Consider the following 17,454-nt stretch of genomic DNA (forward strand, 5'->3'; position numbering starts at 1 on the left):
GCTCCCCGCCTCGCGTGTCGTGACGATCGCGCGCAACGCCCCTCCGGCTGAGGCGGGATGGCGACACTAAAGCACAAATTCCGAAAAAGCGAAAGTGAAAAATTTAAGCATGGGCCGACGACGGCGCTCATCGCGCTGAAGAACCACACAAACTTTCTTTGTAGGCGCAGCCCTTTCACATCGTCGGATCGCACTCATCATCGCTCCGCCCTGACGTCGCGCATCCGAGTTGCCCGGCGGGCACCGCCGGCGCCTACCTGGGATCATCGATCCGGCGGCAACAGGCTTCGCCGGACAGCCGGCGAGTAGTCGAGCGACGTCAGCAGGCGGTCCTCAATCTGGCCGACCATCAGACCATGCTCGGCATGGGTGATGCGCTTGATCTCGGACCATTCCGCATCCGCCATGAAGGCTGCCCACCCCGCTATCTTGGTGGCCTCGTCCGGCCATTCCAGAACGTAGACGAACTCGGTCCGCTCGCCGAACCGGCTCTCCCACATCGCGACGATCTGGAAGCCATGGCGCATGCGCATGATGCGGGCGGCGTGATCGCGAAAACGGGCATGAAACGCCGCCTTGTTGTGCTCGAAGATTTCGTAGATGCGAAGCTGATGGATCATGACGGCTCTCCTTCACGTGGATATGGGCGTTGCACGCCAAGCAGCAAGGCGCGTCACATCATGGTCGCGCGGCGGTCGGCGCCATCGTCGCGGGTACGAAGGCGTAGCCCGGATGAGCGCAAGCGACACCCGGGGTCTCGCGTGCAGCTCGTGTGTCCCCGCATGTCGCTCGCGCTCATGGGGGCTACGGAAAGCGCAACGTCGCCGTGAGCGGCGTTCGGGTTCAAGCGAGGATGTCGCCGCTAGCCGCGTTTTTTCCGGTCGCATCTTCGAACCGGCTGCTCCGAGGCGCCGTCGAACCTCGCAAGCGGACCATTTCGGCTTCGCAAAACCGAAGGATGGATCAGATGTCGAGGATGTCGAAACTGCGGCTGCTCACCACGATCGGGGCCATTGCGGCCGGCGCGGGGGCGACCGGCGCCCATGCACGTCAGCTCAATTTGCCGCCTTGCGAGCTGAGCTCTTGGGGCTCCTGCGGAACCTATGAGCTGCTGCCGCAGCCCTCGCGGCACCGCACCTCCGACACCTCGCCGACCTACATGAAGCAGACCGACCCGCGCTACAGCAGCGCCATGACCGCGGCCGGAGGCGGCGGCGGGGGCGGTGGTGGCGGCGGCGGCCGCTGAGCCCGAAGCTGGTGGGTGGTCGCTGTGTAGCCTGGATGAGCGGTTCGTCCGCCGAAGCCTAACGGGCGAAGGCGGAAGCGACATCCGGAGTCTTCACCGGCAGGAGTGCTGGCCCGCATGTCGCTGCGCTCATGCGGGCTGCCGAACCGCCCGCGCCTTACGCCGCGCCCGCCTTCTGCGCGTAGGCCCAGGCCTGCTTGGTCATCGGCACCATGCGCTTGACCGACTCGATCGCCTTGTCGTTGGCAGCGGTGCCGTCGCGGATGCGGCCGATGATGCCCTGCAGAATGCCGGCGAGCCGGAACAGATTGTAGGCGAAGTACCAGTTGAGGTCCGGCAGCTCGGTGCCGGTGACGCCGCGATAGATCGCGGCCGCCTCCTCCATGGTCGGGATGTTCTTGGCCTTCAGGTCGACGCCGTCGAGGCCCGGCATGATCCACTGCATCAGCAGATAGGTGAAGTCCGCCATGGGATCGCCGAGCGTCGACAGCTCCCAGTCGAGCACCGCGATGACGCGCGGCTCGGTCGCGTGGAAGATCATGTTATCGAGCCGGTAGTCGCCATGCACGATCGAGACGCGCTGCTGCGCCGGCAAGGTGCGCGGCAGCCACTCGATCAGCTTCTCCATCTCCGGCAGATGCTCGGTCTCGGACGCCCGATACTGCTTGGTCCAGCGGTCGACCTGACGCGCAAAGTAGTTGCCGGGCTTGCCGAAGTCGGCGAGGCCGATTGCGACGGGATCGTAGGTGTGCAACTTCGCCAGCGTCTCGATCTTGCTGGTGAAGATCGCGCGGCGCTGCGGCGCGTCGACATGCGGCAGGGTCGGATCCCAGAACACCCGGCCCTCCTCCATCGACATGATGTAGAAGGCAGCGCCAATGACGCTGTCGTCGTTGCACAGCGCGTAGGCCTTGGCGACGGGAAAGCCCTGCTTGCCGAGCGCGGCGATGACGCGGAATTCGCGATCGACCGCATGCGCTGACGGCAGGAGCTTGCCGAACGGCTTGCGCCTGAGCACGTAGGAGCGCGCCGGCGTGTTGAGCCGATAGGTCGGATTGGACTGGCCGCCCTTGAACTGCTCGACGGTGAGCGGGCCGGCATAGCCCTCGACATGCTCGGCCATCCACGCCGCGAGCTTGGCCTCGTCGAAGCGATGCCGCTCCTCGACCGGCTTGGTGCCGGAGAATTCTTCGTCCTTCTTGACGCCGTCGGCCACGACGAACTCCCTTGGGTCATATTGAACGTAGGATGGGCAAAGCGAAGCGTGCCCACCGCTTTTCTCGGAGACTGGAATGGTGGGCACGCGCCTGCCCGCGCGCTTTCGCGCCCGGGCCGACGCTTTGCCCACCCTACAAGGTCTGCGTCAGTGCCGCGGCTCGTTGGCGTATTTCTTCATCTCGAGCCGGGCAATGGCGCGGTTGTGCACCTCGTCCGGGCCGTCGGCAAGACGGAGCGTGCGGATGTTGGCGTAGTCCTTGGCAAGACCCGCCTCGTCCGAGACGCCGGCGCCGCCGAACGCCTGGATCGCGTCGTCGATGATCTTCAGCGCCATGTTGGGCGCCGCCACTTTGATCATCGCGATCTCGCCCTGGGCGGTCTTGTTGCCGACCTTGTCCATCATGTCGGCGGCCTTGAGGCACAGCAGGCGCGTCATCTCGATGTTGGTGCGGGCCTCACCGATGCGCTGCTCCCACACCGAATGCTCGATGATCTTCTTGCCGAAGGCCTGGCGCGTCATCAGCCGGCGCACCATCTTCTCCAGCGACTCCTCGGCCTTGCCGATGGTGCGCATGCAGTGATGGATGCGGCCCGGACCGAGCCTCCCTTGCGCAATCTCGAAGCCGCGGCCCTCGCCGAGCAGGATGTTCTCTTTGGGCACCCGGACGTTCTCGAGCAGCACCTGGGCGTGGCCATGCGGCGCGTCGTCGAAGCCGAAGACCGGCAGCATCTTCTCGACCTTGATGCCGGGTGTGTCGAGCGGCACCAGGATCTGCGACTGCTGCTGATGCTTGGCGGCCGACGGATCGGTCTTGCCCATCAGGATCGCGATCTTGCAGCGGGGATCGCCGACACCCGACGACCACCATTTGCGGCCGTTGATGACGTAATGATCGCCGTCACGCGTAATGCGGGTTTCGATGTTGGTGGCATCGGACGAGGCCACCGCGGGCTCCGTCATCAGGAAGGCCGAGCGGATCTCGCCGTCCATCAGCGGGCGCAGCCATTTGCGCTTCTGCTCCTTGGTGCCGTAGCGGATGAACACCTCCATGTTGCCGGTGTCCGGCGCCGAGCAGTTGAACACCTCCGAGGCCCAGGAGATGCGGCCCATCTCCTCGGACAGCAGCGCATATTCGAGATTGGTCAGACCGGCACCACGGAACTCGTCGTCCTCGTGCTCCGACGGCGGCATGAACATGTTCCAGAGGCCTTCCGCCTTGGCCTTGGCCTTGAGGTCCTCCAGGATCGGGATCACCTTCCAGCGATCGCCCTCGGCGTCCTGCTGCTTGTAGATCGGCACCGCCGGGCGGACATGCTTGGTCATGAAGCTGCGCACGCGCTCCAGCCATTCCTGCTGCTTCGCCGACATCGTGAAGTCCATGGGACTCTCCTCAGGGTTTCCTCGAGATTGTTTTGACCGCAGTGTCGGCCCGCCGGATGCATCCGTGCAAGTGTGATCTCGCGCGACACGACCGCGCGAACCGTCGCTGCAGTGCCAAAATGTCGTCTCGCGGAAGCACCGCGATTGACATTCCGGCCGTCTCAAACAATAGTTTCATACAATTGTTTGAAACGCAACTCCCCACCCTGCTTCGTCGTTCGGGAGGACCAGCATGGCGACCGACCAGACCCGGACTGCGATCCTGATCGCCGCCGAGCGGCTCTATGCCGAGCGCGGCTTCTCCGACGTGACCTTGCGCGACATCGTGGCGGAGGCGAACGTCAATCTCGCCGCGGTGAACTATCATTTCGGCTCCAAGGACGAGTTGATCGCCGAACTGTTCGTGACCCGCTCGATCGCGCTCAACCGCGAGCGGCTGCGCGAATTGCGCGCAGCGGAGGATGCCGGCGGCGGCCGCGCCGACATCAGCGACATCCTGCGCGCGCTGGTCGGCCCGATCCTGCGCGGCTGCCTGGGGCCGGAGAACCAGCGCTCGGCGGTGGCGCAATTCATGATCCGCGCCTCGATCGAATCGGTGCCGCCAATCCGCCGCATCAAGAACAAGGAAATCGACCATCTGCGGAAGTTCGCCGCAGCGATGAAGCGCGCTTTGCCGGAGAGCTCCGAGGTCGACCTGTTCTGGGGCCTGCATTTTGCGCTCGCCATGGCGCATCACACCATCCGCGAGAGCGAGCGGCTGACCAAGCTCTCCGACGGCCGATGCGACCTCGACGATGTCGAGGATGTGATCGCGCGGGTGGTGCGCGGTGCCGTGCTCGGCTTGACGACGCGCGTGCCGGCGGCAAAGTCACAGGCCAAGGTCGCAGCGCGCGAGGCGCGCTAGACCTCGTGCTCCGCTGGATGAGAAGGAAGCTCGCCTGATGACGCAGCGCTTGCGATTGATCATGGCCGTCGCCGCCACGGCGCTCGCGATGGTGACCGCCAGCGAGCCGGTGCTGGCCCGCGGCGCCGCCGCCAGCATCATGAACTCGCCGGGCTATCAGCGCCGCCTGCAGGAATCACGGCAGCAGCTTGGCGCGCCGCCGCGGGCCCCGTTGTTCGAAGCGCCGCACTCCTATTCCCCGTGGAAGGCGAAGCGGCACCGGCATCACCGCCACGCCCACTGATCGTACGCTACACCACGTCCTCTGCTTCAAACTGCAGCCCGGATGAGCGCAGCGACATCCGGGGTCTTCACCGGCGGTAGTGGCGATCCCGCATGTCGCTTTCGTTCATGCCGGCTACGCGGCTACACCACGCCCTGCTGCCTCAACGCCGCGATCTTCGTCTCGTCGTAGCCGAGCTGCACCAGCACATCCCGGGTGTGCTCACCGAGCAGCGGCGGCGCGCGGTACTCCGTGATCGGCGTGCCCGAGAAGGTCAGTGCGTTGCGGATCAGCGACAGCTGCGGCTCGAACGGGTGCTCGACCTTCACCTCCATGCCACGCGAGCGCACATGCGGGTCTGCGAAGACGTGGGCGAAATCGTTGACGGGTCCGCAAGGCACGCCCGCTTTTTCGAGCTCCTCCAGCCAGTGCGCCACCGAGTTCTTCAGGAACAGGCCGGCAAAGATCGCCATGATCTCCTTGCCGTTGACGACGCGGTCGTTGTTCTTGACGAATTTCGGATCGGTGGCGAGCTCCGGCGCCCCTAACACGGCGCAGGTGCGCGCGAACTGCGCGTCGTTGCCGACCACCAGCATCAATTCGCCATCGGTGCAGCGGAACACGCCGGCCGGCATGCCGCCATTCCCCCAGGTGCCGCGGCGCGGCGGCGACTTGCCGTTGACCAGGAAGATCTGGGCGTAGTGCGACAGCGAGGCGATCACGGTGTCGAACAGGCAGACGTCGACGTGCTGGCCACCGCCACCATTGACGTCGCGGTGATACAGCGCCGAGAGGATGCCGATCGAGGTATTCATGCCGGTCATGTAATCGACGATCGACGGCCCGACCTTCATCGGCCCCGCCCCCGGTTCGCCGTCCATGTGGCCGGTGACACTCATCAGCCCGCCCATGGCCTGGAAGATCGCGTCATAGCCGGCGCGCGGGGCATACGGCCCGGTCTGGCCGAAGCCGGTGACCGAACAATAGATCACGTCCGGGTTGACCGCGCGGATCGCCTCATAGTCGAGGCCATAGCGCTTGAGATCGCCGACCTTGTAGTTCTCCATGAAGACGTCGCAATCCTTGGCGAGCGCGCGGATGATCTCCTGCCCCTCCGGGCTCGCGATGTTGACGGTCACCGACTTCTTGTTGCGGTTGGCGCAGATGTAGAACGAGTTGTTGTTGTTCGCCTTGCCGTCGGGATCCCAGAGGTAAGGCGGGCCGAAGGCGCGCGCGTCGTCTCCCGTGCCGGGCCGCTCGATCTTGATCACCTCGGCGCCGAGATCGGCCAGCATCTGCGCGGACAAGGGTCCGGCGAGCACGCGCGTCAGATCGAGAATCTTGATGCCAGAAAGCGGCAGGGCCGACATGGAGTTCCTCCGGGAGCCTTATTCCTTGTGGCGGATTTGCTCTGCGAGGCACCGCCTGTCACCCGCGGATACACCATTTCGTGCCCCGGAGCACTGCGCTGGCGGCATGCGGCCTTGCCCGGCACAGGATGTCACCCGGATTCGCGACGCTCACCGAACCGGTAGCACCCATTGGGAATGCGCCCGCAATCACCGGGGCACGCGCCGACTTTCTTGCTTCGTTTTGTGTGCGACGGGAGTCCAGACACATCCGGACACAGGGAACAAGGAGCCGTTAAGCGTTACAACCACAGCTGGAGACAGGTTTGATGTCTTACCCGGAGCACACCATGACTTCGATCTCTGCCTCCTCGATGAGCGGCTTTTCGCCGCTCGACCTGCTCAAACAGGAGCTCACCAAGGAAGTCTCGGCCGGCAAGGTCAGCTCGACCGACCAGACCGCCTTGTCGTCGGCGCTCGACGACATCGACTCCGCATTGAAGAGCGGCGGCAACAGCTCGTCCTCGTCGTCGACCTCCAGCACGCCGCCCTCGCCCGAGGAGATGCAGTCGAAGATCGACGATCTCATCCAGAGCGAGGTCGACAGCGGCAAGCTCACCTCCGACCAGGCGACCGAATTGAAGAACGTATTCGCCAATGCGTTCTCCGGCGGCGGCGCCGGCGGTCCGCCGCCCGCACCAAGCGACGATGCCAGCAGCGACACCACGTCGAGCACCTCGTCGTCCTCGTCGAGCTCATCGTCTCAAGTCGAGGAGCTGTTGAAGAAGCTGCTCGACGCGCTGCAGAGCTCGAACAGCAGCAAGACCTCGTCCTACAGCGCCAGCGGCACCAGCTCGTCGAGCTCGTCCAGCAAGTCGCTGGTGGTCGACTTCTCGGCATGATCCGGCGGTCTCACCATTGTGCCCGCGGTCTATCGCAGCGCTCATGCGGGCTACGTGGAGAAACCGGCGGCGTCACTCCGGCGCATTGAACGTCCGCGCGAAATACACCGGCGCAGCCGTCTTTTTCAGGCGGTAGAGCTGCGCCGGCCGGTTCGGCCCCTTGCGCATCTTGGCGATCGGTTCGATGAGGTCGGCCGACAGCATGCGGGTCCGGAAGGCGCTCTTTTCCAGCGCACGATCCAGCACGACCTCGTAGGTCCGCTGCAGTTCGGGCAAGGTGAATTCCTCGGGCATCAGATAGGCCGGCAGCGAGGTGTACTCGACCTTGTTGCGCAGTCGCTGCACCGCAGCGCGCAGGATCTCCGCATGATCGAAAGCGAGCTTCGGCTTCACGCCGGTCCCGTCGAGCGGAAACCATTGCGCGTCCGCGGCGAGCGCCGTCTCCGCCGCTGACGCCGGGACCAGCGCAAAATACGCGTGGGTCGCCGACCAGCCGCGGGGATCGCGGTTCGCGCTGCCCCAGCTGCCGAGTTGCTCCAGATACGGGCTGACGACGCCGGTCTTCTCGACGAGCTTGCGCCGGGCGCAGGCTTCGAGATCGCGATCCGTGTCGACATCGACGAAGCCGCCCGGCAGCGCGAAAGCGTCCGGGAACGGCTCACCCTCGCCGTGACCGCGGCGCACCAGCAGCACGTGCAGCGCCTCCAGGCGGATCGTGAAGATGACGACGTCGACCGTCGTCAACGGGCGTGGGAAATTAAGCCCGGCCCTGCCTCGCCCGATCTCGCCCGCGCCGCCGCCTGGTTCCTGCCGTCCCGCCATGCCAACCCCTGACCGCCTTGCCGATTTTTGCCCCTTGACACTAGCACGCTTAGTTGTACTGTCCAACTTACTTAGTTGGCGTAACACACTTACGCCATCAGACGTCAGGAGGCCGCCATGTTCGGCATTCGCTTCATCAAGGCCCAACCCACCACCTACCTCCTCAAATACCGCGCCGGCGCCGTGGTCGAGGAAGGCGCCGGGCTCTCCACCTTCTATTACGGGCCCGCGACCTCGCTGGTCGCGATCCCCATCGGCAGCCGCGACGCCGCTTTCATCTTCCAACAGATCGCCCGCGACTTTCAGACGCTGACGATCCAGGGCCAGATCACCTACCGCATCGGTGAGCCGAAGAAGGCAGCGGCGATGCTGAACTTCACCCTCAAGCGCGACGGCAAGACATACGAGTCCGACGACCCGGAAGAGCTACCGCAGCGCGTGCTCGGCGCGGTCGAGGTGCTGGCGCAGCAGGCCGTCAAGGACATGCCCCTGAAGGAGGCGCTGCGCGCCTCCGACCGCATTGCCGAGGCGATTGCGACCGGACTGAAGCGCCGGGCCGACATCGATGCGCTCGGTCTCGAAATCCTCGGCGTCGCCGTGCGCGCGGTGAAGCCGACGCCGGAGACCGCCAAGGCGCTCGAAGCCGAGGCGCGCGAGGCGATCCTGAAGACCGCGGACGAGGCCATCTTCGCGCGGCGCAATTTCGCGGTCGAGCGCGAGCGGGCGATCCGCGAGAGCGAACTCGATACCGAGATCGCGGTCGAGCAGAAGAAGCGCTCGATCCGCGAGACGCAGATGGACGCGGAGGCCAGCGTCGCGGCGAAGAAGAACGAGCTGCGCGAGGCCGGCATGGTCGCCGACATCGGGCTGGAGGCGAGGCGCAAGGATTTCGTGGCGCTGAACGCGGCCAATACCCGCACCTTGGCCGATGCCGAGGCCTATCGCGTCGGCGCGCTGATGAAGATCTTCGAGGGTGTCGACACCCGCGTGATCCAGGCGCTGGCCGCGACCGGCATGCAGCCGGGGCAGCTGATCGCGCAGGCCTTCTCAGGGCTCGCCGAGAAGGCCGAGAAGATCGGGCAGTTGAACGTCTCGCCGGAGCTGCTGAGCAGTCTGATGCAGAAGCCCGCGGAGGCCGCCCGTGTCCGGCAATGACCGCAAGGTGGTGCTGGTCACGAGGAGAACGCGGCTCGATGAGCTGATCGCAAAATTCCTCACCGCGGACCAGGCCCGCTTCTATGTCGAGCATCTCGGCGCCGACTTCTCCGACTATGAGCGCGAGCACGCGGCCTACCGGGCCGCGCGCTTGACCAGCGTCCAGACGCTGGAACGCTGGGGCCGCTACCAGATCGTCGACCGCAGCTTCCTGCCGAACTTCCTGTTCGGCCCGGCCGACATCGTCGCGGCGCTCGGCCCGGACGGCCTCGTCGCCAACACGATGAAATATCTCGACGGCCAGCCGTTGCTCGGCCTCAACCCGGACGCGGCGCGGCATGACGGCGTGTTGCTGCCGTTCAAGCCCGCCGATCTCGCGAGCGTCCTGCCCGAGGTCGCGGCCGACAAGCGCGCCGCCAAGGCGGTGACCATGGCAAGAGCGAGTCTGGCCGACGGCCAGGTGCTGCACGCCGTCAATGACCTCTTCATCGGCGCGCGCACCCATGTCTCGGCCCGTTACGAGATCACGATGCGCGACAGCCATGAGCGACAATCCTCCAGCGGCCTGATCGTGGCAACGGGGCTCGGCTCGACCGCCTGGTTCAAGAGCATCGTCACCGGCGCGCTCGCCATCGCCGGCAGCTTCGGTGGCCGCACGACGGGCGGCGACTACACTCCCCTGCCCTGGGACGCCCGTGCGCTTCGTTTCGCCGTGCGCGAGCCGTTCCCGAGCAAGACCTCGCAGACCTCCCTGGTCTGCGGAGGCCTCAGGGGCGCAGAGACCCTGCGCCTGCGCTCGCTGATGCCCGAGAACGGCGTCATCTTCTCCGATGGCATCGAGGCCGACCATCTCGACTTCAACGCCGGGACCGAGGCGGTGATCGGGATTGCGGAGCGACAGGGGCGGCTGATCGTGTAGTTCGGTCCCGCAGGTCGCGTCGTGGGCAGCGTAACGTGCTCTTGCCGCGTCATTGCGAGCGCAGCGACGCAATCCAGACTGTCTCTGCGGAAAGATTCTGGATTGCGTCGCTGCGCTCGCAATGACGGAGGAAAGACCAAGCGTCCATCTTCCACATGTCGTCGCTGCGGGCGCGCGGCCGTAGGGTGGGCAAAGCGGCCGCCGAAGGCGGCAGCGTGCCCACCGTGGATCGGCGCGCTCGACGGCAAAGATGGTGGGCACGGCGCAATCCCGATCTCGGTCGTGGACAGAGCACGGCTGCGGCTTTGCCCACCCTACGGCCGTCACGCCCGTGCGAACACCAGCACGCCGTTCGCCGGGATCGTCACCATCGCTGAGCACGGCTGGCCGTGCAGCGCCGGGCCGCCTGCGATCACAGCGCCATTGTTGCCGACGACATCCGGATTGACCCAATTGTCGTAGACGTCGCTGTTGAATACCTCTTTCCACTGCCCCGGTGCAGGGAAACCGATGGCGTAGTCGCGCCATGGCGTCTCGCTCAGGCTCACGATTACGACGACGTCGTCGCCCTGGCCATCCCAGCGGTGAAAGGCGAGCACGCGGTTGCCGTCATGGACGTGGACGATGGCGCAGCCTTCGGCGGTCAGCGCCGGATGGGTGCGGCGGATCGCGATCAGTTCGCTGGTAAAGCGCATCGCATCGGCGGTGATCTTGTCCTCGCCGTCAAGCAGCGCCCAACTGATCGTTGTGTCGGGGTTCGGCGTGTCGCTCCATGGTCTGTCCTCGAACAGCTCCTGGCCCATGAACAGCATCGGGATGCCCGGCGCGGTCAGCAACAGGCCCGTGGCGACGCGGCTGCGGCTGCGCGCATACCAGCAGCGGCTGTCGATAGGATCGGCGAGGCGCGGGATGCGCGGCTCGCGGCCGGCATAGACGATGTCGTGGTTCTCGATCGAGTTCACCGCGCGCCAGCGCTTGTCGAGGCTGAGATCGGCGATCGCCGCGGCGATCGGCTGCATCGCAACGGCAGCGCCGGCGCCTCCGGCCGCGCTGGCGACGGCGCCGCGCACCGCAAGGCGCAGGCCGTCGCTCCAGGTCGCGTCGAAGCCGGCGCCACCTTGTGCGATGTCCCTCACCACCCACGGGTTCACCGGCCAATATTCGGCGATCTGGAACGCGTCGGGCTTCTCGGCGCGCAGCGCCTCGGTGAGCTGCTGGCAGGTCGCCCAGCCGCCGAAGCGGTCCATCACGCTGACCTCGTCGAAGCGCAGGCCGTCGGCGTGGTACTCGCGGTACAGCATCACGGCATTGTCGACGAGGTACTGCCGAACGTCGGCGTTCCAATAGGCGAACACCTGGCCGCCGGCCCAGCCCTGGTCGGTGAAGTACAGGCTGCGATTGGGATCGCCATAGGCCTGACGGTCGAAGAACCAGATGCTGTTCTCATCAAAACCGCCGCCGGCGTGGTTGTAGACGACGTCGAACAGCACCGCGATGCCATGGACATGACAGACGTCGATCAAGGCGCGCAGTTGGTCGTCGCAATGACGCACGGTGTCGACGCCGGCGTAAGGCGCCGCGCCAGCCGCGACCAGGATCTCATTGGTGCGGGCGACATAGGCGGCGAGATGCGCCTCCTCGGCCTCGCCATAGTCGGTTTCCGGGCTGAACAGGTCGGTGCCGTTGTAGCCCATGCTGAACATGGTCGGGAATTCCTGCACCGGCAGCAGCTCGATGGCGTTGATGCCGAGCTTCGCCAGGTGCGGCACGCGCTCGATCACGTCGAAGAAGCAGCCGTCGGGATTGCCCGCCTTCATGTCGAAGGTGCCGACGTGGAGCTGGTAGATCACGAGCTCGCTATAGGGCGGCGGTGTGAACGCGGTGTCGTGCCAGGGAAACGCGTTGGGATTACGCAGCACCGAATGCGATTGCGGGAACGGCGGATCGACGGTCAAGAGCCGCGCATGCGGATCGCGCTTGTAGCCCGAGGTGCCCTCGCCTTCGACGAAGTACATGTAGGCGTCGCCGTCCTTCAGGCCGGGGATGAAGATCGCCCAATGGCCGTTGCCGATCGGCGCCAGGCGGCAGCTCGCGTCCTGCGCCCAGTCGTTGAACGGGCCGGAGACGTAGACCGCCTTGGCATGCGGCGCGAACACGCGGAAGGTAGCGCCGCCGGTCACCAGGGTGCCGCCCATGGGAGCCTGGAGAAGATGCATCTGCCGCAGCGAAATCCTCAATCCTTCGGGGAATGGCGGCAGCGTAACAGGTTCGAGCAGCATATCCATGATGGTCGGCTCTCCCCGGCGCTCAGAACAGCCGCGCGCCATTCGGCACGGGCTTGTCCGGCTGGAACAGCACGACGTTGCCGGCCTCGTCCGGGAAGCCGAGCGTCAGCACCTCGGACATGAACTTGCCGATCTGGCGCGGCGGGAAATTGACGACGCCGGCGACCTGGCGGCCGATCAGGGTGGCTGGATCGTAGAGCGTGGCGATCTGGGCGCTGGAGCGCCTGGTGCCGATGCCGGGCCCGAAATCGATCGTCAGCTTCAGCGACGGTTTGCGCGCCTCCGGATAGGGCTCGGCCGCGACGATGGTGCCGACGCGGATGTCGACGACCAGGAACTGGTCGAAGCTGATCCCTGCTGCCGCCGGCGCTGTGGGATCATGGGCAAGATGCATGGCGGCCTCATCGAACGCATGACCGCGCGGGAAGGCTTGCGGTGCCGACGCGGTCTGGGTCGGAATCTTTAATCGCCATAAGGGCTCCTGACAATGCACCCGCCCGGCGACGGCACGGCATATGGACGATTGGCTGTATTGGTGTGGCAGGCCGGTCGCAGGGTGCGAAGCCTTCAATCGCAGGCTGGGCAAGCGGGGGTGCCGCTGCCCCGCATCGCCGAGCGGGAGGTGCGTGAATCGCCATGGAATGTCGCTATCCGGCAAATCGTCGCGTGCACGCCTTGACCCGCCCTGCAGCATGTCCGCCGCCGAGCGCAATGATTATGACACGTCGCCCGTAATGTCGCAGTTCGGTCGCTTTGCCTCCAGACACAGCACGGAGGCCCAGCCTGGCTGCGACTACTGGACATCATCAGCAAGCTTCGCCGGGCACAACCTGCCCATGGCGCGTTGCCGGCCCCGGCGCTCTTGGGAATGGTCCTGGCCGGCGCTTCTGTCAGGCGAGCTAGGCGGCGCGCCGCCCGCGCGACAGAGTTTCGGATGGAAGCTCACCGAACATGTCGCGATAGTCTCTTGCGAAGTGTCCGAGATTTCCGAAGCCGCAATTGAAGGCGACTGCAGAGACGGAGGTGCGCTGATCTGCCCCCGAGAGCATCTGCTTTGCCCGTCGCAATCGCACCGTTTTCGCAAACGCCATCGGCGAGTATCCGCGGCTCTTCTTGAAAGCAGTATAGAGCGCGCGGATGCTGACGCCTGTCTGTGATGCCAGCGCCTCGATCGTGATGGCGCGGTCCCAAGAGGCCTCGATATACTCTTCGGCCAGCCGGACGATCCGCGGCACGACGTCCTTTTCGGCTCTCTCCAACAGCTCGCTGAAATTGTGGCGGTGAGCCGACAGGAAGGAAACGATGAGAGCCTGCTCCAGTTCGACGAGCACCGTGCGTGGCAGCTCTGTAGCCGCAGCATCCAACTGATGAGCGAGGAACATCGCCAGATCGCGCAAGACCAGAGCGTTCGGCTGCACCGCAGCCGCTATGGGATCAAACTTGAGGACACCGGCTGGCTTTGCACCGAGCAGCGTCGTCAATGTCTGCTCCAACGCCCTCGCGCCTATTCGAAGAATGAGCTGCTCATAACCTGGCTCGAACACAATCCTGTTGGGTTCGCCAGGCGCAACGATGCAGGACTGCCGCTCGGTTATCGCGATCGCCGTGCGATTCAGAATGGTCAAAGCGCTGCCTTTGAGGCCAATTTGCAGGCGCGCGAAGTCGCTCTCCGGGAACTTGACGACCGCCCTCGCCCCGCCATATGCACAGAAGCCCAGGCCGATATTCGTAAGCTGAAGGTAGTTGCCCACCCCCAGGAAGCCATCTGCCTTGGTGACTGCGAAGCCAGTTGCCCCGTAGACCGTACGCAACGCGTGCTCCATCGCCTCCGGATCGTCTGTACGAATGACGGGAGCGCGGCTCAGGAGGCTTACGGATCGGTCCAAGTTCATCGAAGGATAGTATCTCAGGTTTGACCGGACTCAAACCTGGGAAAAACCCGGTCAGCGGCGAGGTGCCGCAGCTCCCTTCATCGCCGATATAGCTTGAGGTTCCAGTTTCTGAGCGACCTTTGCTGCTGCCCCAGCGCTCTTGGGAATGGTCCTGGCCGACGCTTCTATCAGGCGAGCTAGGCGGCGCGCCGCCCGCGCGACAGAGTTTCGGATGGAAGCTCACCGAACATGTCGCGATAGTCTCTTGCGAAGTGTCCGAGATTTCCGAAGCCGCAATTGAAGGCGACTGCAGAGACGGAGGTGCGCTGATCTGGCCCCGAGAGCATCTGTTTTGCCTGTCGCAATCGCACCGTTTTTGCAAACGCCGTCGGCGAGTATCCGCGGCTCTTCTTAAACGCAGCAGAGAGCGCGCGGATGCTGACGCCTGTCTGCGATGCCAGCTCCTCGATCGTGATGGCGCGCCCCCAAGAGGCCTCGATATACTCTTCGGTCAGCCGAACGATCTGCGGCGCGACGTCCTTTTCGGCTCTCTCCAACAGCTCGCTGAAATTGTGGCGGTGAGCCGACAGGAAGGAAACGATGAGAGCCTGCTCCAGTTCGACGAGCACCGTGCGTGGCAGCTCTGTCGCCGTCGCATCCAACTGATGAGCGAGAAACATCGCCAGATCGCGCAAAACCAGAGCGTTCGGCTGCACCGCAGCCGCTATGGGATCAAACTTGAGGACACCGGCTGGCTTTGCGCCGAGCAGCGTCGTCAATGTCTGCTCCAACGCCCTCGCGCTTATTCGAAGAATGAGCTGCTCATAACCTGGCTCGAACACAATCTTGTTGGGCTCGCCCGGCGCAACTATGCAGGACTGCCGCTCGGTTACCGCGATCGCCGTGCCATTTAGAATGGTCACAGCGCTGCCTTTGAGGGCAATTTGCAGGCGCGCGAAGTCGCTCTCCGGGAACTCGACGACTGACCTTGCGCCGCCATATGCACAAAAGCCGAGGCCGATGCTCGCAAGCTGAAGGTAGTTGCCCACCCCCTGGAAGCCATCTGCGTTGGAGACTGCGAATCCAGTTGCCCCGTACACCGTACGCAACGCGTGCTCCATCGCCTCCGGATCGTCTGTACGAATGACGGGAGCGCGGCTCAGCAGGCTCACGGATCGGTCGAGGTTCATCGGAGGATCGGTCCCCACTCTTATATGGCTTTTGCCAAAATATTGGAGCGTACGTCTTCCGGGCTGATCCAAGTCAACCTCCGAACACTTTCGTCAGGCGGCAGGCGCCTCAGTTCCATCAGGTTCCCGTTTCTCACATGTTAATTCGAAAGGGTAATTGGCTAGTGATGCAGCTAATTCTGAGCAAAGTTTGCAGAGACTGGACTTGAGAATGACTTCAAAATCGCTGCGCGACGCGCTTCAATCTCGTTGAGATGAACAGGCCGCAGGTCTTCTCTGCGGCCGCAAGAGAGGAGACGAACGTGGCGGCACGGGACCAGTATTTCAGCCCGACGACGTGGAACTCATGAGGTCCGTGCTGGACGAGGCGGTGATCATCCTGCCCACTGACACACCGCCAGTGTCTCACGTTTCCTATGGGACACAGTCCTCATGATTGGCTCTCAAGCCTGAGCGGGCGTCGTTCGCGTGCCGCTCGACGGCTTTGAGGGAATGGGGATCAGGTGATCAAGACAAGCGCCCCCAACCGTCGACGCTGGGCGCTTGAGATACTCGATATTGCGAAGCAGGTCACCGAAGCGATGAACTTATGACCTTGTCACAACGCGAGCCTGGCAACGTCCACACGCCTGTCGATATGAGGCGATATGAAGTGAGTCCTTATCATGCTTATCAAGACGGTCACGTTGCATTCTATTACTTATCTTGTCGGGATTACCAGTTCAGTGGCAGTGCACCAGGTCATCCCCTCGCCGGGCACAGCGATCATCTTGCAGTCTGGCACGACTGCAATACGTTATCAGCAGGTCGCCAATCGCTCGACCAAAGGCGATAAGTTGCCAATCAGGCACGCAAATCGTCAACTCAACGTGCCAGGTTCTAAATTCGGAACCGACTGCAGACCGCCAATTGATGTCCCTGGGCGCTGCTTTGCAGACGCCGAAGGGATCCGCAAGGTCGCGTTGTCCGCTCCCGGCCCCCTTCGTGGCATACCGATTGCTTTGAACCAAATCGGTTCTGATGCGACGGGTCTGGTGTAGTCGTGGTGCAGAAAAAAATGACCGATATTCGAGGCGGCGACCTGTCCAATCAGGCTGTATTGAAATCGCTAAGTAGACTCCGCGCAGCAAAGCTGCGCCTCGATCGGCCGACGTCGCTCCAATCGACAGAGGCCACCCTGTTGTCGCAGATCGCGCTTTGCGACGTTCTATTGGACGAAATTCAGTCGATCGCTTGCAGCCTAAAGCGGCCGAGGCCGTACCCCGGTGAGCCGACGGCTGGTCGGAACCGGGCACGGCTGTGGTACCGTTCCTCAAACATGGGGTGCAGCGCCGGCACGCGGCGCAGCGATGCCGCCTTCCACCGCTGGAGACGGGGCCGCGTGCCGTCGATTGACGAGGCCGGTGCGGCCGATGGGTCCCAGGGTCCCCCACGCGCATCGCGGCCGCTCGCCGCAGAGTCTCGCAGCCTCCCAAAACTCCGCTGTCTTCCCGGCGTACGCAGGGACCCATAACCACGGGGGATTGGTGACGTGAGATGGCCCGACGTCCGCAGCCCAACGGCCTTTACGGAGGATAGGTCCCGGGTCGGCGCCCCGCCGCCGCTTCGCGCCGTCGTGGCTTGCTCGGGACGACAACGGAGGTTGGCGGGAGAGCGGAGACGCGGATCAGTCGTCACGTAGCCCGGATGAGCGCAGCGACATCCGGGTTCACCGACACGGCACGTGAGACCCCGCATGTCGCTGGCGCCGACGCGCGTCCCGCGCGCCGCCTATCGCTCATGCGGGCTACGCGCCGCACCCAGACAGATCCGCGCGAGAAACGCACCATCTCTCCTCCGTCATGGCGAGCGCAATGAAGCAATCCAGACTGCCGCCGCGGAACGATTCTGGATTGCTTCGCTGCGCTTGCAACGACGATCGGCCCGACGGTCTCGTGCGTCAAGCTGTCA

At 64.4% G+C, this 17,454-nt stretch carries 16 protein-coding genes; 7 read left to right on the forward strand and 9 right to left on the reverse strand.

Annotated features, from left to right (window positions below; all coding sequences use genetic code 11):
• Positions 1–263: 263 nt before the first annotated feature.
• Complete coding sequence (locus tag QX124_RS26220; protein ID WP_315798675.1) at positions 264–620, reverse strand: NIPSNAP family protein; 357 nt, start codon at positions 618–620, stop codon at positions 264–266.
• A gap of 347 nt (positions 621–967) precedes the next feature.
• Between QX124_RS26220 and QX124_RS26225 the strand changes: the two genes are divergently transcribed.
• Positions 968–1,246, forward strand: a complete 279-nt coding sequence (locus QX124_RS26225) for a hypothetical protein (protein WP_315780803.1) — start codon at positions 968–970, stop codon at positions 1,244–1,246.
• A 157-nt stretch (positions 1,247–1,403) separates the two neighbouring features.
• Here QX124_RS26225 and QX124_RS26230 read toward each other — a convergent pair whose 3' ends face one another.
• Both QX124_RS26230 and QX124_RS26235 read right to left on the reverse strand, forming a co-directional pair.
• On the reverse strand, positions 1,404–2,462 hold the full coding sequence (locus tag QX124_RS26230) for a phosphotransferase family protein (RefSeq protein WP_315798676.1): 1,059 nt from the start codon (positions 2,460–2,462) through the stop codon (positions 1,404–1,406).
• 147 nt (positions 2,463–2,609) lie between these two features.
• Entirely contained in the window at positions 2,610–3,845 is a 1,236-nt protein-coding gene (locus tag QX124_RS26235) for an acyl-CoA dehydrogenase family protein (protein ID WP_315798677.1), read from the reverse strand.
• 232 nt (positions 3,846–4,077) lie between these two features.
• Between QX124_RS26235 and QX124_RS26240 the strand changes: the two genes are divergently transcribed.
• Entirely contained in the window at positions 4,078–4,749 is a 672-nt protein-coding gene (locus QX124_RS26240) for a TetR/AcrR family transcriptional regulator (protein WP_315754162.1), read from the forward strand.
• A 37-nt stretch (positions 4,750–4,786) separates the two neighbouring features.
• A complete protein-coding gene (locus QX124_RS26245) occupies positions 4,787–5,032 on the forward strand; it encodes a hypothetical protein (protein WP_315737571.1) in 246 nt (81 codons plus the stop codon).
• Between the two features lie 122 nt (positions 5,033–5,154).
• Here the strand turns inward: QX124_RS26245 and QX124_RS26250 are convergent, their stop codons facing one another.
• On the reverse strand, positions 5,155–6,381 hold the full coding sequence (locus tag QX124_RS26250) for a CaiB/BaiF CoA-transferase family protein (protein ID WP_315798678.1): 1,227 nt from the start codon (positions 6,379–6,381) through the stop codon (positions 5,155–5,157).
• A 329-nt stretch (positions 6,382–6,710) separates the two neighbouring features.
• Here QX124_RS26250 and QX124_RS26255 point away from each other — a divergent pair, with 329 nt between their 5' ends.
• A complete protein-coding gene (locus QX124_RS26255) occupies positions 6,711–7,262 on the forward strand; it encodes a hypothetical protein (RefSeq protein WP_315798679.1) in 552 nt (183 codons plus the stop codon).
• 72 nt (positions 7,263–7,334) lie between these two features.
• Here the strand turns inward: QX124_RS26255 and QX124_RS26260 are convergent, their stop codons facing one another.
• On the reverse strand, positions 7,335–8,084 hold the full coding sequence (locus tag QX124_RS26260) for an NUDIX hydrolase (protein ID WP_315798680.1): 750 nt from the start codon (positions 8,082–8,084) through the stop codon (positions 7,335–7,337).
• Positions 8,085–8,201: 117 nt separating this feature from the next.
• Between QX124_RS26260 and QX124_RS26265 the strand changes: the two genes are divergently transcribed.
• Positions 8,202–9,239, forward strand: coding sequence for an SPFH domain-containing protein (locus tag QX124_RS26265; RefSeq protein WP_315798681.1), 1,038 nt, complete (start codon positions 8,202–8,204; stop codon positions 9,237–9,239).
• Complete coding sequence (locus QX124_RS26270; RefSeq protein WP_315798682.1) at positions 9,226–10,158, forward strand: sugar kinase; 933 nt, start codon at positions 9,226–9,228, stop codon at positions 10,156–10,158. Before QX124_RS26265 ends, QX124_RS26270 begins: the two co-directional genes overlap by 14 nt.
• A 323-nt stretch (positions 10,159–10,481) precedes the next feature.
• Here the strand turns inward: QX124_RS26270 and QX124_RS26275 are convergent, their stop codons facing one another.
• From QX124_RS26275 to QX124_RS26290, 4 genes are all read right to left on the reverse strand, one after another.
• Complete coding sequence (locus QX124_RS26275) at positions 10,482–12,443, reverse strand: alpha amylase C-terminal domain-containing protein (RefSeq protein WP_315798683.1); 1,962 nt, start codon at positions 12,441–12,443, stop codon at positions 10,482–10,484.
• Between the two features lie 22 nt (positions 12,444–12,465).
• Positions 12,466–12,837: a tRNA-binding protein gene (locus QX124_RS26280; protein WP_315737564.1), complete on the reverse strand. Its 372-nt coding sequence runs from the start codon at positions 12,835–12,837 to the stop codon at positions 12,466–12,468.
• A 505-nt stretch (positions 12,838–13,342) separates the two neighbouring features.
• Positions 13,343–14,254, reverse strand: coding sequence for an AraC family transcriptional regulator (locus tag QX124_RS26285; protein WP_315780789.1), 912 nt, complete (start codon positions 14,252–14,254; stop codon positions 13,343–13,345).
• Positions 14,255–14,511: 257 nt separating this feature from the next.
• A complete protein-coding gene (locus tag QX124_RS26290; protein ID WP_315771134.1) occupies positions 14,512–15,504 on the reverse strand; it encodes an AraC family transcriptional regulator in 993 nt (330 codons plus the stop codon).
• Between the two features lie 665 nt (positions 15,505–16,169).
• Between QX124_RS26290 and QX124_RS26295 the strand changes: the two genes are divergently transcribed.
• Positions 16,170–16,544, forward strand: a complete 375-nt coding sequence (locus QX124_RS26295; RefSeq protein ID WP_315798684.1) for a hypothetical protein — start codon at positions 16,170–16,172, stop codon at positions 16,542–16,544.
• Positions 16,545–17,454: the final 910 nt, after the last annotated feature.

It is taken from the genome of Bradyrhizobium sp. SZCCHNRI3043, from assembly GCF_032377735.1.
Classification (GTDB): Bacteria; Pseudomonadota; Alphaproteobacteria; order Rhizobiales; family Xanthobacteraceae; genus Bradyrhizobium.

Excerpts from the sequence above, each read along its gene's own strand:
- QX124_RS26250 (WP_315798678.1), bottom strand. The coding sequence starts at position 6,381 with ATGTCGGCCCTGCCGCTTTCTGGCATCAAGATTCTCGATCTGACGCGC.
- QX124_RS26235 (WP_315798677.1), bottom strand. The coding sequence starts at position 3,845 with ATGGACTTCACGATGTCGGCGAAGCAGCAGGAATGGCTGGAGCGCGTG.
- QX124_RS26260 (WP_315798680.1), bottom strand. The coding sequence starts at position 8,084 with ATGGCGGGACGGCAGGAACCAGGCGGCGGCGCGGGCGAGATCGGGCGA.
- QX124_RS26225 (WP_315780803.1), top strand. The coding sequence starts at position 968 with ATGTCGAGGATGTCGAAACTGCGGCTGCTCACCACGATCGGGGCCATT.
- QX124_RS26245 (WP_315737571.1), top strand. The coding sequence starts at position 4,787 with ATGACGCAGCGCTTGCGATTGATCATGGCCGTCGCCGCCACGGCGCTC.
- QX124_RS26275 (WP_315798683.1), bottom strand. The coding sequence starts at position 12,443 with ATGGATATGCTGCTCGAACCTGTTACGCTGCCGCCATTCCCCGAAGGA.
- QX124_RS26295 (WP_315798684.1), top strand. The coding sequence starts at position 16,170 with ATGCTTATCAAGACGGTCACGTTGCATTCTATTACTTATCTTGTCGGG.
- QX124_RS26265 (WP_315798681.1), top strand. The coding sequence starts at position 8,202 with ATGTTCGGCATTCGCTTCATCAAGGCCCAACCCACCACCTACCTCCTC.
- QX124_RS26280 (WP_315737564.1), bottom strand. The coding sequence starts at position 12,837 with ATGCATCTTGCCCATGATCCCACAGCGCCGGCGGCAGCAGGGATCAGC.
- QX124_RS26240 (WP_315754162.1), top strand. The coding sequence starts at position 4,078 with ATGGCGACCGACCAGACCCGGACTGCGATCCTGATCGCCGCCGAGCGG.
- QX124_RS26220 (WP_315798675.1), bottom strand. The coding sequence starts at position 620 with ATGATCCATCAGCTTCGCATCTACGAAATCTTCGAGCACAACAAGGCG.
- QX124_RS26290 (WP_315771134.1), bottom strand. The coding sequence starts at position 15,504 with ATGAACCTCGACCGATCCGTGAGCCTGCTGAGCCGCGCTCCCGTCATT.
- QX124_RS26255 (WP_315798679.1), top strand. The coding sequence starts at position 6,711 with ATGACTTCGATCTCTGCCTCCTCGATGAGCGGCTTTTCGCCGCTCGAC.